This is a genomic window from Paenibacillus campinasensis (genome assembly GCF_002272015.1).
Taxonomy (GTDB): domain Bacteria; phylum Bacillota; class Bacilli; order Paenibacillales; family Paenibacillaceae; genus Paenibacillus_AQ; species Paenibacillus_AQ campinasensis.
The window spans coordinates 14,690-35,909 of the sequence record NZ_NPBY01000055.1 but is presented as its reverse complement, the minus strand read 5'-3'; the positions used below and the strand labels follow the sequence as shown (position 1 = coordinate 35,909).

Genomic DNA, 21,220 nt, shown 5'->3' with positions numbered 1-21,220 from the left:
GAGGGGAAGCTGATGAATCAGCAAGCATTTACCGTGATGAGCGATCTGTATAACCGGATCTTTCACCGGCAGGTATCCACGCCTGAAATTCTGGTGGACTACGTTGTATTCAATCGCATTCTCGCTTCATTGCCGAAAGATTACAAGCTGCCGGATACGGTCGTTTCTAACCCGTAAGGGGCTGGTGGGGTTACTTCTTCGCCTATCAAGGGCATGGGGGTAGCCCCTATCTTGTTACCTGCAGTTCAGGTATAATTTTCCTTGAAATTATAACTCTAAAGGATGGTGCCCTATGAATCTAATCACGAAGGAAGCCGTTGATCGATTTACGATAATGCATGATCAATACATATCAGACTGGCATGAGGCAATGGCGACAGGAGACACGACGGCTTTGGATCGGATGGCCAAAGCGTACTACGTTGCGTTTTTTGACAATCCAAGTGCGAAGCCCTTGTTCTTTAATGCCGAGGAATCCTGGAAAGGGATGCAGGATTCCGTAAACCAGCTGCTGGGCGACCATAAAAACTTCGATCACCGCGTGATCAGGCTGAAGGACAACGAGCAGGCGGTCGTCTTCTATGACCTGTCCATTACTTATAGGGATAATAAGGTGGCGCAATTCTTCACCATTGAAAACTGGCAGTTTATCGATGGAAATTGGCTCATCCAGAGTGAAATCCAGCAGCGCATCATCTAGCTCATCCATAATCTATGCAAACCAGCACACGCGTTTGACACCATACGATATATCGTTATATCATAACGATATATCGTATTAATTGATAACAGCAGAGATGATAGATAACATGCAGAACCAGATGAGGAGGCTTCATATATGCTTATTCAAACGAGAACGATGGTGGTGAAGAAAGGCTTTGCCGATCAAGTGATCGAGCGCTTCACGCAGGATAGCCCGATGGACGCGATGGAAGGGCTGATCGACAAGACCGTGATGGTGAACCGGAAGAAGCAGGAAGACGATGTGGAGGAAGTGGTGGTTGTCATTCGCTGGAGATCGATCGAGGACTGGAAGAACTGGGAGAAGAGCGACGCTCATATTCAAGGACACCGGGAGAAGCGCGGCAAGCCGCAGCCCGAGTATCTTGTAAGCGTTAATGTTAATATGTACGATGTGAAAGCGGTCAAAGAAGGCCAGCATAAGGATCAGGCATAATTCGGAGTCATAAAGAAGAGACATAACAGTAAGGCTTTAATACGAGGCTTATAATAATATAATCAACCGGACCTTAAGAAAGGCGCAGCTTCCAGATACGGAGGCTGTGTTTTTTTTGTTGTGCAGATCGAGGTGGAAAGACCGCCTGTTTTCCGAATCTACCATCTAATAATTGGAATTAAATGCAACAAATTCTACAGTCTGGCCGTTTGAAGAGTAGTGAAAGGAGGAGATCAACGATGAAGATCTTTGCATTGCTGCTTACCGTTCTGCTGACTTTCAGCGGATGCAGTTCGATGGAGAGCGAAGGAGGCGCACAGCGGACCGAAATCATCGGCAATGTCACCGCCGAACAGCTGCTGGCCCGGGAGCCGGGCGCGGATATTTTTCAGTGGGAGGGCCTCGTTTACCTCAACGCAGAAGAGATCGAGTGGGTTCAGGAGGAGGAGCTGGAGCCGGGAGACCTCGTTGGAACGATCCAGCAAGTGTATGAGCAGAATCGTCCCTTTGTCGATGGCATGGCGACCGTCCTGCCGGAAGGCACGGAAATTTACGAATCCAAGCCGCATCTTGGACCGATTCTGCTGGCAAAAAAGGGCGATACCTACATTAAATATTTGGCGCTCATCGAAGGGTAAGTGAAGCCGGCATCAGCAATTGGCTATCCATATGATAAGCGGTCACCAAAGGATTTGACGCGATGTCAAATCCTTTTATTTACATTGCACGCAAGTCAGGATATAATGAATTCGAAATGACTGACCGGGGGTCGGTCAATGACTGAGGAGGAGGCGTGGTATGCGTATCGTTAAAGAGCATGATGTGCGCCGCAAGGAACTGCTGGATACGGCGGAGAAGCTCTTTACCACGAAGGGGTATAACGAGACAACGATCAACGATATCCGGGAGGCCATCGGCATTGCCAAAGGGACGTTCTATCATTATTTCAAATCCAAGGAGAAAATTCTGGATGCCATCATTGACCGCATCATTGAACAGGACTTGATCCGGGCGCGAGATATTGTGGCGGATCCATCAATCAGTCCGATGGAGAAGCTGTATCGGGTGTTGCTGGCTCAGCGCCCCTCATCCGGGGACAGCAAGGAAGAGATCACGCAAAGCCTGCATGAGCCCGAGAATGCGGAAATGCATCTGAAGACGATGATCCGCGCTATCGAAAGTCTGGCTCCGGTCATTACGGAAGTAATCGAGCAGGGGATTGCCAGCGGGGATTTTCATACGGAGTATCCGCGAGAGGTCGTCGATATGCTGCTGATCACCGGGCAGATGCTGTTTGACGAGGCGCTGTTTCAGTGGTCGCCGGAGGAGCAGCTCAGACGTCTGCAGGCTTTCATTCAGGCCATGGAGCTGCTCCTCGGAGCTTCGAAGGGCAGCTTCGACTTTATGTATGACATCTTAATGGGCGGGTAGATAGCCAGCGAAAGGTGTGAAAGGTATGGAAGGTGTGGAGAACCCGGGGAAACCGATACAACCTTCACCGAGAAACTTTAACCTGATGGTGATCGGACAGATCATCTCCATCTTGGGATCGGCGCTGCTGCGCTTTGCGTTATCCCTGTATGTGCTCGACATTACGGGGCGGGCGGACATCTTTGCGACGCTGTATGCGATCTCGAATATCCCGCTTCTGCTCTCGCCGCTCGGAGGCGCCATCGCCGACCGGTTCAACCGCCGCAATCTGATGGTCATCTACGACCTGATCAGCAGCGCGATTGTGCTGGGCTATATTGTGCTTATGCTGGGCGGCAGCACCTCGGTGTTCTTGATCGGAACCGTGATGGTGCTACTGTCCTTCATCAGTGCGCTGTATACGCCGGCGGTAACGGCAAGCATCCCGCTGCTGGTGGAAGAGAGAAGACTGGAGAGCGCGAACGGGCTCGTGCAGGCGGTGCAGGCGCTCTCCGGGGTCATCGCCCCCTTGATCGGCGGTGTGCTATACGGATACATGGGCGTGCGCTTGCTGATTGTCATCAGCTGCATCGCGTTTGCGCTGTCAGCGCTCTTGGAGACGTTGATTCAGATTCCGTATGTGAAGCGCGCGCGTGACCGTGGAATGGTGCATATGCTGGCCGGGGACATGAGGGAGGGATTTGCCTATGTGGCGAAGCAGCCGCTCATTCGCAAGTCGATCATCCTCGCCGCCTTGCTCAACCTTCTGCTAACACCGTATTTTATCGTAGGCGGCCCGATCGTGCTGAGGATTACGATGAACAGCAGTGAAATGATGTACGGACTTGGCATGGGTCTGATTCAAGCAGCTACGATTCTGGGTGCGCTGATGATCGGTTTTTTTGCCAAGAGGATGAAGACCTACACCTTGTATCGCTGGCTGCTGGCCATCGCCTGTCTGCTCATGCCGATGGCGGCGGCGGTGTCGCCCTTGATGCTGGACCTTGGCTATTATCCTTCCTACCTGATGTTCATCGCATGCGCGATTGCGATTGCCATGGCGATGACGATCATCTCTATTTATATCATCACCAAAGTTCAGAAAGAGACGCCCAATGAAAATCTGGGCAAAATCATGGCTATCATCACGGCGGTCTCCCAATGTGCCGCTCCGGTCGGCCAGGTCCTGTTCGGCCTTGCCTTAGAGCAGTTCAGCTCCAGGGTGTACGTACCCACATTCTTTGTCATTGCGGCGATGCTCGGGCTGTCTGCGTTGACCTACCATATGCTGAAACGCAGGCCGGCGGTATCCCTGAGAAATGAGGAAACGGTATAAATGAAAATCAGAATACTGCGAAAAGACTTCTCCAGAAACAAAATCATAACCGCAACACTGTTTGTTTTTATCATGCTGGCAGCGATGCTCGTATCGGGTGCGGCCCATATTGTCGTCACCTTGTTCGGTTCCATTGACAGTCTGTTTACCCGCTCTCATGCACCACATTATGTGCAAATGCATGCCGGGGAGCTGAATCAGGCCGACATCGACGCTTTTGCCAGCAGCAACGAGCTGGTCAAGGACCACCAGACAGTATCCATGCTCGGCATCAACGGCGCATATATTTACCTCGGGGATAACGAGTTATCCGAGGCGGGCAGCATCGTGGAGAACAGCTTTGTGATGCAGAATCACGCCTTTGATTATTTGCTGGATACCGACAGCAGCATCGTGCAGATGGAGGATGGCGAAATCGGTGTGCCGATCTACCATATGAAGCAATATGATTTAGAATTGGGCGATTCGGTCCGGATCGTCAAGGATGATTTCAGCAAGGAATTTACGATTGCCGCCTTTGTCCGGGATGTGCAGATGAACCCTTCCATTGTGACTTCCAAGCGCTTCCTCGTCAGTGACAACGACTGGACAGCGCTGCGGGATCATATGGGAGAGATTGAGTATTTAATCGAATTCAGGCTTCATGATCCAGACAGGGTCCATGAATTCGAAGCGATGTACCAGGCCAGCGGTCTTCCGCAAAAGGATACGGCGCTCACCTACTCGTTATATCAACTGCTCAACGGAATTACCGACGGCATTGCGGCGGCAGTCATCATGCTGATCAGCCTGCTGCTCATTGCCATTGCAGCGCTCTGTCTGCGCTTCACCCTGACCGCGACCATTGAGGAAGACTACCGGGAGATCGGCGTCATGAAGGCGATCGGAATCAGCAGCCGGGACATCCGAAGCCTCTACATGGTCAAGTATGTCCTGCTCGCGGTGCTGGCCAGTCTGTCAGGCTGGCTCATCTCCCGCTTGCTCGGTCATCTGTTTACGCAAAATATTGCGCTCTACATGGGCCTGGCACCGGCAAGCGTCTGGAACCACATCGTTCCTGCACTGGGTGCGCTGCTAGTGGGTTCAGCCGTTGTCCTGTACTGCCGTTTCGTGCTTCGCCGCTTCGGCCGCATCTCCGCTGTGGAAGCGCTGCGTGAAGGGGTGCTTCAGACGGGGGAGCGCGGGCGTCAAGCGTTTCGGCTCAGCCGAAGCTCGCTCGGCAATGTAAACCTGTTTCTCGGGATTAAAGCGGTGTTCAGCCGGTTTAGCATGTACGGTGTGCTCTGCTTTGTGTTTACACTATGTGCCTTCCTGATGATTGTACCGTTCAATTTTCTGAATACGATCCAGTCTCCGGACTTTGTGTCCTATATGGGTGCGGGGCGAAGCGACATTCGGATCGACCTGCAGCAGGGGGAAGAGATGGAGCAGCGCTTCAATCAGATTGACGGCTATCTTCGTCAGGATGCGGATGTCACGAAATACGCCTCGTTTGTTACCGCGGCCTACCAGGCGGAGAATGCGGAAGGAACTTACGAGAACATCAAGGTGGAACTGGGGGACTTCTCCGTCTTTCCTCTCCAATACGTGAACGGGACGGCTCCCGCGACCGAGGATGAGATTGCGCTCTCCACGATGAATGCCGAGGAACTCGGCAAGTCGGTCGGGGATACGCTGACGGTGCTTGCAGGCGAGCAGGAGCGGACACTGACCGTCACCGGCGTGTATCAGGATGTCACGAACGGCGGCAAGACAGCCAAGGGCCTGCTGCCCTATGCGCCGGATCAGATTTTGTGGTATGTGGTGAACCTCGAGGTGGCCGATGGCGTCTCTGTACCGGACAAAATAGAGGAATATCACGCGGCCTTCTCCGCGGTCAAAATTACGGATATGGACGACTATGTGTCCCAAACCTTAGGCGGGCTCATCGACCAGCTGTCGCTTTCGGTTGTGCTGGCTTACGGGCTTGGCATTGCGATCTCGATTCTGATCACCGCCATGTTCTTCCACATGCTGATCGCTAAAGAAGGGGCGCAGATTGCCATTATGCGCAGTCTGGGTCTTACGGCAGCGGATTTGCGGGTGCAATATATCACGCGGGCGATGCTCGTGCTGCTGATCGGAGTCGTGCTTGGCACGGCAGCGGCTGTCACACTTGGTCAAGGACTGGCCGGTGCGCTTATTCCCGGCATATCCAGCATGCGCTTTATCATTCACCCGCTAGCCAGCTTCATCGTCAGTCCGCTGCTGCTGGTGGCTGCAGTTACCGGCACCATGCTATGTGTCAGCATGTCGATGAACAAACAGAAGCTTACGCTGACGGCACAATAGGGAGGCAATTATGAACGTTATTTTGGAAGCCAAACAGTTGAATAAGGTCTACACCACCGGTACAAATACAAGCCAGCAGGTGCTGCGTGACGTGAGCTTGGCTATTGGGGAAGGAGAATTCGTGTCGGTGATGGGTCCGTCCGGATCAGGCAAATCGACGCTATTGTACAGCATCAGCGGCATGGATCAGATCACTTCCGGCAGCATCCAGTTTGACGGCCAGGATCTGGCCGCCATGCGGGAGGAGGAATTGGCTGCCCTTCGATTGACGAAGATGGGGTTCATCTTTCAGCAGAGCAATCTGCTGAAGAATCTGAATTTGCTGGATAACATCCTTCTATCGGCCTATGTGGCGAAACGGGAGAGCCGTAAGACGATCAATGGGCGGGCGCAAGCGCTGATGGACCGGCTTGGCATTGCCTCGCTGGCGGATCATGACATCACCCAGGCCTCCGGCGGACAGCTGCAGCGGGTGGCGATCTGCCGGGCGCTGATCAACAATCCGTCCATCCTCTTCGGGGATGAGCCGACGGGCGCGCTGAATTCCAAGGCAACGGGTGAGGTGATGGACATTCTTGCCAACATCAACCGGAACGGTACCACGATTCTGCTCGTGACCCACGATGCGAAGGTAGCGGCGAAGACGGAGCGCGTCATCTTTATGACCGATGGGATGATTGCAGGGGAGCACAAGCTTGGCAAATATGACTCCGATGCGGATCTGAAAACGCGCGAGCGTGAGCTTGCGGTATGGCTGTCATCGAAGGGGTTTTAAGGTGCGGCGGCGCGGACGGATGCAGTTCCGTTCGGGCCGCTTTGTCATAGAAATGGACCTGAAGCGCCATTGAACCGGTCCCGTGCCTTCCTTTATGATGGAAGGGTGTGTCGGCTCCGACAGTTGGGCTGGTCATCATAGTAAGAGATCGAAGCATATCCGAGGGGTATCGCTGGACATCGGGCTTGTGCCCGCCAGGCAGCACTGCTGTTATACGTGTGGAATTGTAGCAAATCATCATCAGAAAGGCGGGAATTGGGACATTGCTATCCTCGATCATTACCTTTGTTATGATCATGTTGGTCATTGTCATACTGCTGAAGCTTGGCGTACTGCAATTGACAACGAAAAAGAACTACGTGTTCAAGCGAAAGGGGAAGGAGCTTTCGTTCCGCTATCAGAAATTTGACGGGTTCGAGTACCATTATTTCTGGTTCGGAAAGGGAGCCGAAGTGACGCTAACCTATGAGGTCATTGTCGAAGAAGGCGAGCTTGCCCTGGAATGGATCAGCGGCGGGAAGATCATCTGGCAGCAAAGCTTTACTTCGAACAGCGAAGGATCGTTTACAACGCAGCTTACCCGCCGCTATCATTCGGTGCGAGTGGTAGGCCGGCAAACGAAGGGTGAATGCCGCATCCGATTCACATAGCGGCCGCCGCGGCATAAATCTTAGCCAGCGATGGCGGCAGGAAGCTCATGGATCGCGCTTCCTGAATAGCCGGCTCAATCCTCATCATTCCGCGGAAGGGGTCGCGGCCATGACTTCCCGCAGCCGCTGCATGTCGCTCATCGGCGGCTGTCCGTACATGCGGGCATATTCCCGGCTGAACTGGGACGGGCTCTCATAACCTACGCTATAGGCGGCATCGGCAGCCTGAAGACCCTCGATCAGCATCAATCGGCGGGCCTCCTGCAAACGGACCGTTTTCTGATATTGCAAGGGACTCATCGCAGTGACGCGTTTGAAATGTTTATGAAATGCTGAAACGCTCATATTGACGGACTTGGCCAGCTGCTCGACGGAGAGCGGCTGGTCATATTCGCGATTCAGCACTTGGACTGCCTGGGCGATATTATGGGCATGGCTGCCGATCATGGCGAATTGCGACAGGAGCGCCCCCTGACCATTCTGAAGCACCCGGTACACAATTTCGCGGGTTATGAGCGGAGCGAGAACCGGGATGTCCTCCGGCGTGTCCAGCAGCTGGAGCAGGCGGACAAGCGCTTCGAGCAGCGCGGATGACGTCTCATTAACGGTAATGCCGCGAGCAGCTTGGGAGTCTGATTCCGGGCGTTGCATTTCTTTTACAATATCCACAATCACGTCAAGATCAACCCCCAGCTTCAAGCTAAGGTAGGGAACCTCGGGTGAGGCTTCGATAATATGACCGACGATTGGCAGCTCGACGGACGTAATGAGATAATGAGCGGGGTCATAGCGATAGATCTCGCTGGCAAGCGAAGCGGTCTTCGCGCCTTGAGCGACGACACAGATTGAAGGTTTATAGACGGATTCCAGCGGTTCCGAGGGATGGACGGCATGCATCAGCGACAGCGAAGGCACCGCCGTAGGGTGGGTGCCGCTCGATGGCGTGTGGCGCAGGATGAGCTGTGCCAATTGCGCCAGCGCCAGCTGCTGCCGCTCGGGATCATTCAAGGCTTCCATTACAGAAGCACTCCTTTCGCACCAGGCATGGTGCCCTTAGTTATTGGGTTATTGGAAAGCGGAATAGAATTAGGCAAGGATCGAACAGCTATAGGTTAACGGTATGCTTCTCCTCTGCATTACAATCAGGTTGCAAGCTTCAACGTTTGTAGTATACCATCCTGTGCAGATGATCGTAAAAGGAGCGAATGAATATGCGTTTACAAGGCAAAGTGGCTATCGTTACCGGGGCATCCCGAGGCATTGGAAGACAAATCGCCATACAGCTGGCGCAGCTTGGTGCAAGCGTGGTCGTCAACTATTCTGCAAGCGAGGGCAAGGCGGAGGACGTGGTGAATACGATTAGGCAAGCCGGAGGGGAAGCGATGGCCATCCGTGCGAATGTCGGACGCGTGCAGGAGATCGAGCTTTTATTCACGGAGACGATCCGGTCTTATGGGCGCATCGATCTTCTTGTCAACAATGCGGGCATTATGGAATGCCAGGCGATTGCGGATGTGACGGAGGAGATGTTCGACCAGCATTTTGACATTAATGTGAAAGGGACGTATTTCGCCTGTCAGCAAGCGATGAAGCATATGGAGGCGGGCGGCACGATCATCAATTTCTCCACCTCGGTATCCGGTGCGATGCTGCCGACTTACAGTGTGTATGCCGCGACGAAAGGAGCCGTTGAGCAGCTGACGCGTCAGCTCGCCAAGGAGTTCGGGCCGCGGGAGATTACGATCAACTGCATTGCGCCCGGACAAGTATCGACGGAGCTGTTCCTGGACGGCAAGTCGCCGGAGCTGGTTGATTCCTTCCGCCGGATGAACGCCTTCGGGCGGCTGGGAGAGCCGGAGGATATCGCTAATGCGGTGGAGCTGCTCGTGAGCAGCAACGCCCGGTGGATTACGGGGCAGACGATCCGTGTGAACGGGGGCTTCAACTAAGAATCCCAACCACAGAGGAGTAGCTTCTTCGGCCTGAATACAGTTAGGACATATTCAGGCAATGAAATACAATACAAGGGAACTGAAGGGCTGCTCTTAACCAGAGAAGTCCTTTTTCCCGTTGCGGGATTTTGGCATGAATAGGAAGGGGATACCCACTAATAATCCAGTCCTATTGTAGACCATAATAACGTAGCGATATTGATAAATTGAAGGAGGGATCTACAATGCACAATCAAAAGCTGGGCGTTCATGAATCTCTAGAGCTGCATGAGCTGCTCACATTCAAAACAACTTGTCTGACCAAAAGTCAAAGTATGGTGCCACTCGTTGCTGATGTAAATTTAAGAACGATTTTGCAGCAAGATATTCGGGATGGTGTAGCGGACATTCAGCAGTTGAAGAACGTTCTGATGTAGAATCAAAAATAACAGGAGGCTAAAGATGAATCCAGTTACAGGAAATGCAACCGGAATGAATGCCATGACAGATCAAGCCATCGCTGCGGATTTACTGAATTCGGCCAAAGCAGGGATTAAAAACTATGCAACAGCCATCGCGGAGACAGCTAGCCCAGAGGTAAGAAATATGCTGTGGGATCAATTGAGCAAAACGGTAAAGCTGCATGAGCAAATTTTCAATTACATGCACACCAATGGCTTGTATGAACCGCATGATATTAACAAGCAAATCCAAATGGATATCCAAAACGCGGATAAAGCCATACAACTTGCAAGCACGCACATGAACCCGATCAGCTAGCTATATCGTTCTCTCGGCATGAGGACATGGAAGAAGTCGCGATACTCGCGGCTTTTTTTAATAAATTGAAGGATAAGGGTTGATAAAACGCTCGACTGCCATTAATATATAAGCATTCAATTATATGCTAATGTGTTGTGAAGGATTGGATAGGGAAGGAGGGCGTCGAATGGAGACGTTGCATGAAGCCGCCGAGAAGCTGAAATTGCTCGGTGACCGGACCCGATTGACCATGCTTACGCTGCTCAAGGACCGGGAATGGTGCGTGTGCGAGTTTGTGGAGATCTTTGACATGTCCCAGCCTGCCGTCAGCCAGCATTTGCGGAAGTTGAAGTCACAGGGACTCGTTCGGGAAGCGCGAAGAGGGCAATGGGTATACTATTCGCTCCATGTGGAGGACAAGCCGTATATCCAGGCGGTGCTGGATGCGATGCCGACCGGTTCGCAGGTGCTGTCCGCGATGGATAAGGAGATCCGCTGCGCCTGTGATTGATGCCTGCCCATGGACTGACCTGCACATGCTGCATATAAGCATATGATGATATATTGATTACAGATAAAGCGGGGGTTCTTCATTGTACTCAGTCCTTATGGCCAGTATTATTTTTCTGATTACGTTAGTGTTTGTCATCTGGCAGCCTAAAAACCTGTCCATTGGCTGGTCGGCGTGTGGCGGCGCTGTGCTGGCGCTGCTGTTCAACGTCGTTGATTTTCAAGATGTGTGGGATGTGACCCAGATTGTCTGGAATGCTACGCTTGCTTTTGTGGCGATTATTATCATTTCCCTGATTCTGGACAAAATCGGTTTCTTCGAATGGGCAGCGTTACATATGGCGAGTGCAGCCCGCGGCAGCGGATTGCGAATGTTCGTCTATATTACGGTGCTCGGCGCGATTGTGGCCGCCTTGTTCGCGAATGACGGGGCAGCGCTCATATTGACTCCGATTGTGCTTGCGATGGTGCGCGCGCTTCGTTTTGACGAGAAGCATGTGTTTCCGTTCATCATAGCCAGCGGATTTATAGCCGATACCACCTCACTGCCGCTTGTGGTCAGCAATCTGGTGAATATCGTGTCCGCCGATTATTTCGGGATTTCTTTTATGACGTATGCCAGCCGGATGATCGTTCCCAATCTGTTTGCCTTAACAGCCAGCATTGTCGTGCTGTATCTGTTCTTCCGCAAAAGCATTCCGCGCTCCTTCGATGACACGCCGCTGAAGCCGCCAGCCAGCGCCGTTACGGACCCGAGAATGTTTCGCTTGTCCTGGATCGTGCTCGCTGTTCTGCTGGTAGGCTATTTTGTGTGTGAATTCGTGCATGTGCCGGTATCCATTGTTGCCTCTTGCGTCGCGTTATTCTTCCTGCTGATCGCACGCAGAAGCCCGGCTGTCTCCACGAAGGAAGTGCTGCAAGGCGCGCCATGGGCCATCGTGTTCTTCTCGATCGGGATGTATGTGGTCGTGTATGGGCTCCGTAATGCAGGCCTGACCGATCTGCTGGCTACGGTCATCCAGGGCATTGCAGATCAGGGGCTGTTCGCTGCCACCATTGGCATGGGCTTTGTCGCCGCGATTTTGTCCTCGGTGATGAACAATATGCCAACGGTGATGATTAATGCGCTGGCGATCGACGCGACTACCACTTCGGCGGCGATTAGAGAGGCGCTGATCTATGCAAATGTGATCGGTTCCGATCTCGGGCCGAAAATTACGCCGATCGGTTCCCTGGCCACGCTGCTGTGGCTGCACGTATTATCGAGGAAGGGCGTGAAGATTGGCTGGGGAACGTACTTCAAAACAGGGGTAATATTGACGATTCCGACGCTGTTCTTCACGCTGTTGGGGTTGTATCTGTGGTTATCCATCCTATGAACTTAGAGAACATACAAGAAAAGGAGCAGCAGCCATGAAAAAAACGATCTATTTCCTGTGTACCGGCAATTCATGCCGCAGCCAAATGGCGGAAGGATGGGCGAGACAATATCTGTCCGGCGAATGGGAGGTTTACAGCGCTGGCATTGAAGCGCATGGCTTGAATCCGAATGCCGTCAAAGCGATGCGCGAAGTCGGCATTGATATTTCGGGACAGACGTCAGATATCATCGACTCGGATCTGTTGAATACGTCAGATCTGGTCGTTACGCTGTGCGGGGATGCCGCGGATCGCTGCCCGATGACGCCGCCGCATGTCCGGCGTGAGCACTGGGGATTTGACGATCCGGCGAAGGCTGAAGGAACCGAGGAGGAGAAGTGGGCGGTATTCCAGCGGGTTCGCGATCAGATCGGGGAGCGGATCCGGACTTTTGCCGATACCGGTCAATGAGGCGTTGACTGCGAGCGCCGGGCGTTAACCCGGTGCTCGTTTGCATGTGATAACGTTAGCTCATGGCATTTAGGGAACGAAGAAGATGGGAAGGGGAGGAAAGCGGATGGAACCCGGATTGGAAATCATTCGAAATCAGGTTCGGGAGAGCGGCTGCTATTGCATGAGAAGCATGAAGAAGCATCCCGGATACGAAAATAAAGTGAATTGGACGGAAAGCCAGTTCGATCACGGGCTGTCTTATGTGCAAATCAAGCAGGGGAAGAAGGTGCTGGGCTTTATTGAATATGCTCCTGGGGAGTCCTCCTGGAGAGCCGTGCATGCCGACGGCTACCTGGTCATTCATTGCCTGTGGGTCGGTGTACCGGGCATGGGGACCGGTTCCCGGCTGATTCAGCTCTGTCTCGAAGAGGCCAGGGAGCGCGGTATGAAAGGCGTAGCTGTTCTCACCAATCCGGATACCGGATGGGCGCCGAGCAAAGATATTTTTGTCAAAAACGGATTTTCCCAGGTTGAGCATGGCCCGTACTCCTTTGAGCTGTATGCTTATACATTTCCGGATGCATCAGCATCAGCGCCCTATTTTCCAACCGATTGGGATGCGCGTCTGCAGCGATTCTCACAAGGACTGACCATATTAAGGACGGATCAATGCCCGTATCTTGAAGTGGCGACTGACAATTTATTGGAAGCCGCGAAGGCGGCACATATTGAGCCTCACATTATACATATCGAGAGCCGGGCACAGATGATGGCACTATCCCCGACACCTTATGGAGTTTTTAACGTGGTCTATAACGGGGAGCTGATTGCTTATCACCGCATGACTGCTCGAGCGTTCTACAAGAAGCTGACAAGTTAATTGATGCTTGAATGCCGATACAGAAGTACTCAGACGATGAACGCAGTTTATCGCAGCCAATGGAGCCGAGATTATCTCGGCTTTTTTTGCGTGTTCAAAGTAGAAGAATCGTTATATTCTGCGTTCGAAACGCTTCAATGCATGGTTGTATTGTTCCGATATCTATAGTAGAACGATCGTCACAGCAGGCAAGGAGGGAGCTTATTGGCAAAGCGTTAGGGAAGGGTATCTGTCGCACAGCTTCGCGTTATAATGCCGAAAACTACTGGAGGTAATGCAATGAAGAGTTTGCAACTGAAAGTCATGGCGGGATTCAGTGTGGTTACTGTATTAATGACGGCATTGATCATCATTAATGTATTGCAGATCCGCACGTTTAACAACGAAATTGATGTGCTTGTCGAACATGAGCTGCCTTTGTTAATTGCCGACGAACGTTTGCAGTATAATCTTTCTCAGCAAATTTCTCTGGCTAGAGGGTATCTCCTATTTGGAGACGATGCCTACAAAGCTGCGTTTCATCAACTGACGGAGGAGAGTACCGATCTACACCAGACTTTAACGGCTTTAAGTGAATCTGTAGCCTTGCAAGAGCTGATCGAGAAAAGTGTGGCCTGGGGTGAACTAATTGAGAAGGAGATCTTCGCTGCCCATGAGCAAGGAAGAACCGAAGAGGCGATCCGTGTGCTAAGCAATGAGGGAACAAGCATTGGCACAGAGATCATGGAAGGGCTGAGCGAGCTCGTTGGCAGCAGAGAAGCGGAGATTGTGAGCGATGGACATGCGCTAATCGCAGATGGAGAGCGCATTATAGCCTTGACGATCGGTTTAACCATATTCGGAATACTCGGGGCCTTGACCCTTGCTTATATCCTTTCCAGACGGATCAGCAAGCCCATCCAGCTGGTTACGGAGCGCGGGAAGATGGTGGCGAGCGGCGATCTGAGCAAGCCGCATCTAGACATTCACTCGAAGGATGAGGTTGGGCAGCTTGCGGCCTCGTTCAACCATATGACCGATCAGTTAAAGGTGCTGATTCGGCAAGTGGCCGAAGGCTCCGAACAAGTGACGGCCGCATCGGAGGAGCTTACGGCCAGCGCAAGGGAAACGACGCAAGCGACCCATCAGGTTGCAGCCACGATCCAGGAGCTGTCCACCGGTGCTGAAACAACAAGGCATGGCACAACGGAAAGTGCGCGAGCTTTAGAGGAAATGGCCGCCGGTATCGGGAAAATTGCAGAAAGCGCAGCAGTTGTATCGGAAACGGTCGTCAGCGCGACCGCCCAAGCCAAACGTGGCAGCGAGCAGATTCAACAGGCGGTGGAGCAAATGGTGACAATGAATGAACGGACCGGGGATACTTCCAAGCTCATCACGCGACTCGGAGAACGTTCGGAAGAGATCGGCAGCATTGTCGAAGTCATCAGCGATATTTCCGAGCAGACCAACCTGCTGGCGCTTAACGCTTCAATTGAAGCGGCAAGAGCCGGAGAACATGGCTTAGGCTTCGCCGTGGTAGCCGGACAGGTGCGCAAGCTGGCAGAGCAAGCGAATGCAGCGGCCAACCAAATCTCCGATCTTATCAAAGAGGTGCAAGAGGATACGGCCCGCGCCGTTCAGTCCACCAATCAGGTGGTCCATGGCGTCAAGGATACGACCCGAATGGTGCAGCAAGCGGGAGAGGGCTTCGGAGTGATTGTGAAGGAAGTGGACATCGTAGCGGCTCAAGTGCAAGAGGTATCCGCATTGTCAGAGCAAATGTCCAGCAGCTCGCAGGAAATATCAGCCTCCATTACCGAAACGTCCAAGATAGCAGAGGCATCGGCCAGCAGCACGCAGAGCGTGGCCGCCATTGCGGAAGAACAATTGGCAGCAATGGAAGAGGTCACCTCTTCTTCCGAGGGATTAAGCCATCTGGCGACCGAGCTGCAGGATGCTGTGAAGAAGTTTAGAATATAGGGAAAGCAGAAGCCGTGGGACTATCCTGCGGCTTTTGTTTATTTTCCTGAAATGAAATGAAGTGCTTGAACCTAATTTGTAAATGGGATATAGTTTTTATATCGACATAACAGCAGGTCTAAAAAAGGAGGAGCCATGTCACCACGTACCAAGGAGCAGAATGAAGCCATCCGGGAGATGCGGATGCATCAAATTATGCAAGCGGCTGCGGAAGTTTATTTGGAGAAGGGTATTCAGCTGGAAATCCGGGATGTGGCAGCGAAGGCAGCCCTCGGCTATGGCACGGTGTATCATTATTACAAGAATAAATATATGCTTCTGGAAGATTTATTGTGGGATGCCCTGTATCGAGCGGAGTCCGCTGTAGGGGCGGCGTTGGCGGTGGAGGGCGGCGGTTTGCAGAAAGCCGAGTCATTCGCACGGCTGCTCCTGCAGCAGTGCATCCAGGACCCTTCCGTATTTATTTTGCTTAAAACGGTCGCCGATAACTTCCACCACTTCCCGGGCAACCGGTTCAGCAAGCTGCTAGCGGAATTTCAAGGGCGGATCTATCAGCCGTTTGTGGCATGGATCGGGGAAAGCAGCGTGAGCTCGTCACCGGAGAAAACAGCGAATCTGATATTCGGTTCTCTGGTCGGCTGCGCCGCGCTGAACATCCATCACGATCGGCGAGGCGAGCTGGATGCCGAAGGGGTTATGGATATGATTTTTTCAGGCATACAGCCGAAGGAGAGATAAGGTATGGTGATTCTGAAATCACGTGCAGAAATTGAAGAAATGAGAAGGGCTGGCCGAATTGTTGCCGCTTTTCATCAAGCCATCGCAGGCATGATCCGTCCGGGCGTCACGACGCTCGATATCGAATCGTTCGCCGTACAATTCTTGAAGGACAATGAGGCTAAGCCGTATACGATGGGCTATAACGGATACCCATATGCAACATGCGCATCCGTCAACGATGTCATTGCGCATGGTTTTCCAAGCGCTCAGCCGCTCAAGTCTGGCGATATCGTCACGATTGACCTCGTCGCACTGGCGGATGGCTGGGTCGGTGATTCCGCCTGGTCCTACGCAGTTGGCGAGGTGCCGGTAGAAGCGGAGCGTCTGTTGCGGGTGACCAAGGAGTGCTTATATCTGGGTATCGAGCAAGCGGTTCCTGGAAACCGGATCGGCGATGTGATGCATGTGGTTCAAACCCATGCCGAGCACAATGGATTTTCCGTCGTGCGTGATTTACTTGGCCATGGCGTCGGAAGGGAAATGCACGAGGAGCCTAACTATGCCCATATCGGGAAGCCTGGGAAAGGGTTCCGCTTGAAAGAAGGGATGGTGTTGACCATCGAGCCGATGTTAAATGCCGGGACAGCACGGATGACCATCGATGCCGACGGATGGACCGCCAGAACGGCTGACGGATCGCTGTCCGCACAGTACGAGCATACGATTGCTATTACTGCGGAGGGGCCGGTCATTCTGACCGAAATTTAATGGATGCCAAGGTTGGCATCGGACGGGATCATGAAGACCATGTGCATGATACTGGTTGAAGCATCTGAGGAACCATACAATCAAGGACTATGCCGCCGTATCGTGTACACGGTGACACGTGATGGTCTTTTTCTTAAAATAAGTAAAAAAGGATTAAAGGATTCGGGAAAATAATGATGAAATCTCGTGGATAGAACAAAATCTAGAGGAGAGGCTGCCGGATGAAATTTTCATTTGAAGTTGGACACGAAGAGAAGCATACGGTGGAATTCGAATTTAATCAATTCCTAGGAAACCTGAGTATTAAAGTGGACGGAAACGATAGAATCCGTGATTTTAGAACGCTCTCATTTAAATTGATGAAAACTTATGAATTCGAGGTTGGAAATGAAGAAAAACACCAAGTTAAGATCGAAAAAATCAGGAAGCTTATACTGGCAGGATTCAGAAAGACCAAATATAAAGTATACATTGACGGCATCTTAAGCAAAGAATATGAAGGAAAATAAGAGCTGTGAATAGGAATGTTATCAAAAATCCCAGCGGTTATCAGCTTAAGAGAAAAACCAGTTTCAAAAGGAGCCGCTCTAAATGAATAGCATCTTTGAACATTTCTAAACAGCTATTTAATGGGCAATCGATCCAACAAATCGGAGGGGCTTAATCGTGAAACAAAATAAATACGACGATGCTGCATTTTTTTCACAATATGAACAAATGCCAAGGTCTATTCAAGGGCTCGAAGCGGCCGGAGAATGGCATGTGCTGCGAGAACTGCTGCCTGATTTGAGCAACAAGCAGGTACTGGATTTGGGTTGCGGCTTTGGCTGGCACTGCCGCTATGCACGTCAGCAACAGGCTAGCTCCGTTATCGGTGTAGACATATCAGATAACATGCTGCGCAAAGCCCGTGAAATGACAGATGATCCTCACATCTCTTACCAGCTTATGCCGATTGAAGATATCCAGTTTTCCCCTGCCCAATTTGATGTGGTCATCAGCTCGCTGGCATTCCATTATATTGAATCGTTTGCTGCAATCTGCAACAAGGTATATGATCTGCTGAAGCCAGAAGGGAGCTTCGTCTTCTCTGTGGAACATCCAATTTTCACATCGCGCAACGAGCAGGATTGGCATTATGATGACGAAGGAAACCGTCTGCATTGGCCGCTCGATGATTACCAGGCAGAAGGCGTGCGCAGCACATCATTTTTAACGGATAACGTAATCAAGTACCACCGCACGATATCAACCTATATGAACGATGTCATGGAGGCGGGTTTTACGATTACAGCAGTAAAGGAGCCGACGCCTTCGGAGGACATGCTGGCGCAAATTCCTGGTATGCAGGACGAATTGCGACGCCCTATGTTCCTCATCATATCAGCCATCAAAACGCTGCGCTGAAGTAAGGCATAGCAAATTACATTCTCCGATTCTCGCGTGTTCAATAATCCATTTTCCTGAATCGCCAAAAGCCGATTGCGCATGCCACCATGATCCAGATTAGAAGAACCGTTAGCGCGCCGGCCCAGGATCCGTTAACTGCGTTCATATCGAACAATGTATGCAGCGATTTTTCTGGAAATACGGACAATAGCAGCTCCGACACGTCTTCCGGGAACATCTTAACGAGGGCGGGGAGGAACATGACGCTTAAGGCAAAGGATATTCCTCCGGGTGTGGACTGGAAATAAAAAGCACCCGCCGCACTCAGCGAACTGTAGAATAGCACCATAAGCATGGATCCGATGGCTTTGGCCAAAATTGCGGAGTCTAGAGACAAGGCCTCCATCTGGTTCATCGATATGATGAACTGATTGACTGCGAAGATTATCAAGATCAGGGCCGTGCTGATCAGCATGGACAGTATGGCTATGAACGAAAGCTTCGTGAGATAGTATTTTCTGCGTATGGGTGTCATGGCCAGGTTCGTATGAACAGCCCCTGATGCCAGATCCTTCTTAACAAAAATAGCGGCAAAGATGATAAGCATAATCGCGGCTACATCCATCCCAAGTAAAGTAATATCGATCATCTCCATGCCAGATAGTTCCGACAGCACCTTCCCTTGTGTAATCTCGATGGTGAACAGGAAGATCACCCCGAACAGAATACTGAGCAGGATGGTTGCAAAGATCATATACCGATAGCTCGGCAGGAACATCATTTTTTTGAAATCAGCTTTAATCAAGTGCTTCATGCATGGTCACTCCCTTGGCAACATAGTCTGCTTTTCCATCGGTTATCTCCGTAAATACATCTTCAAGGGACGGATTAACCTTTGTTAATTCATGTAGAATGATTTGGTTATCGAGCGCGAGTCGGCCAATTTCTTTGGCGTCCAAATTTCTGACCTCAAGACCTGTTTTGCTCGGTTGGACACTCGCTTGTTTATCCAGCAAGACGCTTGTTATCTTGTCCAGGTCGTCAGCCTCGACATAAATATAGGAGCTTAAACTCCTTCGGTTCATTTCATCCATTGTCATATCCGCCAGCAGCTTGCCTTGTCCGATAATAACCACGCGGTCGGCTACGGCTTGAATTTCGCTCATCAAGTGGCTGGACACCACAACGCATTTCCCGCTCTCCGCAAGCTGCTTGAACAGCCCCCGCAACCATTTGATACCGTCTACGTCCATGCCGTTAAACGGTTCATCCAGTATGATGGTGTCAGGGTTGCCGAGCAGGGCGGTCGCCACGCCTAACCGCTGTTTCATCCCCAGGGAGTACGATTTAACTTTTTTATTCTGGACATTTTCCAAACCTGTGATCTGAAGCATTTCATCCACCCGTCGTGGATTCAGGTTAGCTGCGGTAGCAATGATGGATAAATGTTGCTTGGCTGTAAGGTTGTTATCCAATGCAGACGGATCGATTAACGTACCGACTCTTTTCGTCGGTTCAGGTAAATCTGAATATGATTTTCCATCGACGACAACGTCTCCGAGCGTAGGGCGGACGAGCGAGATGATCATTTTCATTGTGGTCGATTTACCGGATCCGTTGGGACCCAGAAAGCCTGTAACTGTGCCAGGTGTAAGCACCAGATTCAAGTGATCGACCGCTGTTTTGGTCCCGTATTTTTTCGTCAGATTGGCTAGTTTAATCAATTGCATCACCCTTTTGTGTGAGATAGTAGTGATGAGCGCCATCGATATAATCCTTGGCAAAATTATACAAAAACAAATCTTCTTCCGGCCAATGATCGCTTTGTTCAAGTCCTTTGGCGTAGGCCGTCAACATCTTCGGGTCATCATTAGTCGAACGTTTGATAAATTCCTCCCATTTCCGGCCCAACTCAAACCCAGTCTGGCATGTATACGAAGCATTGTTAAGCTTATAGGCGGCCGCTTCCAGGATTAGCAGCTTCCATTGCCAATAATAATCAATGAGCTCTTGATAATCATCCTCAGATGTATTCTCAAATAATTGCTGCGTCTGCAGGTCGAACTCCACTTGTGCATAGTCGAGGACCGTTTGCTTGTTTAAACCGAGTACGAGTTTAATGATCGGTTCCAGATTTTGATCAGGGTCTGCCTCCATGGAGGCCAGAATGGCTTTAATGATCGTCTGGCTCATTCTGATCTCCATCTCCTGTCGTAGGAGTAGATCCGCTTGATTCTTTAAAATCTGTTTGATATCTGACGCGTGATCGGACTTCAGGATATGATGCTTGATCTCATTCAAGGGCAGGCCGATTCGCTTGAAGAATAAGATTTGCTGCAGCTTCATCAAATCGGCTTCCGTATAGTATCGTGCGTTTTTCTCACCGGCCCTTGTTGCGACAAGCAGGTTGATTCGGTCGTAATATTGAATTGTTCGTACGGTGGTCCCGGATAATCTAGCCAGTTCACTTACCGTATATCGTTTTTCAGTCATGGGCGCTCACTCCTGATTCCATTAAATCATATTACGTTACGTCATATGCAAGGCCTTGATTTAGCCAACGGATCGATGCATCTGAATACACAGCACGCGATAGGAATTTGAACCGACTGAATCGAGTTCAAATAGTCGGGAATCCATTGATTTAGCATGACGCTCTGCATCTGGTTAATGTGAAAGTCGCTATCATAGCGGCTTTTTTCATTTGCAGTCTTTCTTTTTGTATACCGTGGGCAGTGGGAGAGACAAAGTGCTTGACTATGACGTTAGGTCATAGTGTTTAATTCACTACGAATACACAACGAGGAGTG

25 protein-coding genes are annotated in these 21,220 nt (G+C 51.2%); 21 read left to right on the top strand and 4 right to left on the bottom strand.

Annotated elements, in window-relative coordinates; all coding sequences use genetic code 11:
• Positions 1–12: 12 nt before the first annotated feature.
• From CHH67_RS26245 to CHH67_RS17590, 9 genes are all read left to right on the top strand, one after another.
• On the top strand, positions 13–177 hold the full coding sequence (locus tag CHH67_RS26245) for a hypothetical protein (protein ID WP_176475565.1): 165 nt from the start codon (positions 13–15) through the stop codon (positions 175–177).
• 115 nt (positions 178–292) lie between these two features.
• The gene (locus CHH67_RS17625) at positions 293–700 is read left to right on the top strand and encodes a hypothetical protein (RefSeq protein WP_095266517.1); all 408 of its coding nucleotides are present in this window, start codon (positions 293–295) and stop codon (positions 698–700) included.
• 138 nt (positions 701–838) lie between these two features.
• On the top strand, positions 839–1,177 hold the full coding sequence (locus CHH67_RS17620; RefSeq protein ID WP_095266516.1) for an antibiotic biosynthesis monooxygenase: 339 nt from the start codon (positions 839–841) through the stop codon (positions 1,175–1,177).
• 239 nt (positions 1,178–1,416) lie between these two features.
• Positions 1,417–1,815 (top strand): hypothetical protein, encoded by a 399-nt coding sequence (locus CHH67_RS17615; protein WP_095266515.1) that lies wholly within the window; start codon positions 1,417–1,419, stop codon positions 1,813–1,815.
• A 160-nt stretch (positions 1,816–1,975) separates the two neighbouring features.
• Positions 1,976–2,608: a TetR/AcrR family transcriptional regulator gene (locus tag CHH67_RS17610; protein WP_095266514.1), complete on the top strand. Its 633-nt coding sequence runs from the start codon at positions 1,976–1,978 to the stop codon at positions 2,606–2,608.
• Positions 2,609–2,633: 25 nt separating this feature from the next.
• A complete protein-coding gene (locus CHH67_RS17605) occupies positions 2,634–3,923 on the top strand; it encodes an MFS transporter (protein ID WP_095266513.1) in 1,290 nt (429 codons plus the stop codon).
• Positions 3,924–6,254 (top strand): ABC transporter permease, encoded by a 2,331-nt coding sequence (locus CHH67_RS17600; protein WP_095266512.1) that lies wholly within the window; start codon positions 3,924–3,926, stop codon positions 6,252–6,254. It abuts the gene before it with no gap.
• Positions 6,255–6,264: 10 nt separating this feature from the next.
• The gene (locus CHH67_RS17595; protein WP_095266511.1) at positions 6,265–7,029 is read left to right on the top strand and encodes an ABC transporter ATP-binding protein; all 765 of its coding nucleotides are present in this window, start codon (positions 6,265–6,267) and stop codon (positions 7,027–7,029) included.
• A 290-nt stretch (positions 7,030–7,319) separates the two neighbouring features.
• Positions 7,320–7,679, top strand: coding sequence for a hypothetical protein (locus tag CHH67_RS17590; protein WP_218832034.1), 360 nt, complete (start codon positions 7,320–7,322; stop codon positions 7,677–7,679).
• A gap of 84 nt (positions 7,680–7,763) precedes the next feature.
• Here CHH67_RS17590 and CHH67_RS17585 read toward each other — a convergent pair whose 3' ends face one another.
• Entirely contained in the window at positions 7,764–8,696 is a 933-nt protein-coding gene (locus CHH67_RS17585; RefSeq protein ID WP_095266509.1) for an AraC family transcriptional regulator, read from the bottom strand.
• Between the two features lie 194 nt (positions 8,697–8,890).
• On the opposite strand from CHH67_RS17585, the gene CHH67_RS17580 reads away from it, so the two are divergent.
• The 12 genes from CHH67_RS17580 (at position 8,891) to CHH67_RS17525 (ending at position 18,428) form a co-directional block, all read left to right on the top strand.
• Positions 8,891–9,628: an SDR family oxidoreductase gene (locus CHH67_RS17580; protein WP_095266508.1), complete on the top strand. Its 738-nt coding sequence runs from the start codon at positions 8,891–8,893 to the stop codon at positions 9,626–9,628.
• A 227-nt stretch (positions 9,629–9,855) separates the two neighbouring features.
• A complete protein-coding gene (locus CHH67_RS17575) occupies positions 9,856–10,047 on the top strand; it encodes a hypothetical protein (RefSeq protein ID WP_095266507.1) in 192 nt (63 codons plus the stop codon).
• 25 nt (positions 10,048–10,072) lie between these two features.
• A complete protein-coding gene (locus CHH67_RS17570; protein WP_095266506.1) occupies positions 10,073–10,390 on the top strand; it encodes a spore coat protein in 318 nt (105 codons plus the stop codon).
• 169 nt (positions 10,391–10,559) lie between these two features.
• Positions 10,560–10,883 (top strand): ArsR/SmtB family transcription factor, encoded by a 324-nt coding sequence (locus CHH67_RS17565; RefSeq protein WP_095266505.1) that lies wholly within the window; start codon positions 10,560–10,562, stop codon positions 10,881–10,883.
• Between the two features lie 97 nt (positions 10,884–10,980).
• The gene (locus CHH67_RS17560; protein ID WP_179292160.1) at positions 10,981–12,261 is read left to right on the top strand and encodes an arsenic transporter; all 1,281 of its coding nucleotides are present in this window, start codon (positions 10,981–10,983) and stop codon (positions 12,259–12,261) included.
• Positions 12,262–12,295: 34 nt separating this feature from the next.
• Positions 12,296–12,712 (top strand): arsenate reductase (thioredoxin), encoded by a 417-nt coding sequence (gene arsC, locus CHH67_RS17555; RefSeq protein WP_095266503.1) that lies wholly within the window; start codon positions 12,296–12,298, stop codon positions 12,710–12,712.
• 106 nt (positions 12,713–12,818) lie between these two features.
• On the top strand, positions 12,819–13,574 hold the full coding sequence (locus CHH67_RS17550) for a GNAT family N-acetyltransferase (protein ID WP_095266502.1): 756 nt from the start codon (positions 12,819–12,821) through the stop codon (positions 13,572–13,574).
• A gap of 279 nt (positions 13,575–13,853) precedes the next feature.
• A complete protein-coding gene (locus tag CHH67_RS17545; protein ID WP_179292159.1) occupies positions 13,854–15,533 on the top strand; it encodes a methyl-accepting chemotaxis protein in 1,680 nt (559 codons plus the stop codon).
• 135 nt (positions 15,534–15,668) lie between these two features.
• Positions 15,669–16,271: a TetR/AcrR family transcriptional regulator gene (locus CHH67_RS17540; protein ID WP_095266500.1), complete on the top strand. Its 603-nt coding sequence runs from the start codon at positions 15,669–15,671 to the stop codon at positions 16,269–16,271.
• 3 nt (positions 16,272–16,274) lie between these two features.
• Positions 16,275–17,021 carry a type I methionyl aminopeptidase gene (gene map / locus CHH67_RS17535; RefSeq protein ID WP_095266499.1) on the top strand — a complete coding sequence of 249 codons (747 nt, stop codon included), beginning with the start codon at positions 16,275–16,277 and terminating at the stop codon, positions 17,019–17,021.
• 221 nt (positions 17,022–17,242) lie between these two features.
• The gene (locus CHH67_RS17530; RefSeq protein ID WP_095266498.1) at positions 17,243–17,530 is read left to right on the top strand and encodes a hypothetical protein; all 288 of its coding nucleotides are present in this window, start codon (positions 17,243–17,245) and stop codon (positions 17,528–17,530) included.
• Between the two features lie 157 nt (positions 17,531–17,687).
• Entirely contained in the window at positions 17,688–18,428 is a 741-nt protein-coding gene (locus CHH67_RS17525; RefSeq protein WP_095266497.1) for a class I SAM-dependent methyltransferase, read from the top strand.
• A gap of 40 nt (positions 18,429–18,468) precedes the next feature.
• Here the strand turns inward: CHH67_RS17525 and CHH67_RS17520 are convergent, their stop codons facing one another.
• Genes CHH67_RS17520 through CHH67_RS17510 form a run of 3 tightly spaced genes read right to left on the bottom strand, consistent with a single transcriptional unit; the run spans position 18,469 to position 20,903 of the window.
• On the bottom strand, positions 18,469–19,224 hold the full coding sequence (locus CHH67_RS17520) for a hypothetical protein (protein WP_095266496.1): 756 nt from the start codon (positions 19,222–19,224) through the stop codon (positions 18,469–18,471).
• Positions 19,208–20,140: an ABC transporter ATP-binding protein gene (locus tag CHH67_RS17515; RefSeq protein ID WP_244908243.1), complete on the bottom strand. Its 933-nt coding sequence runs from the start codon at positions 20,138–20,140 to the stop codon at positions 19,208–19,210. Before CHH67_RS17515 ends, CHH67_RS17520 begins: the two co-directional genes overlap by 17 nt.
• Positions 20,127–20,903, bottom strand: coding sequence for a MerR family transcriptional regulator (locus CHH67_RS17510; RefSeq protein ID WP_095266494.1), 777 nt, complete (start codon positions 20,901–20,903; stop codon positions 20,127–20,129). Before CHH67_RS17510 ends, CHH67_RS17515 begins: the two co-directional genes overlap by 14 nt.
• Positions 20,904–21,220: the final 317 nt, after the last annotated feature.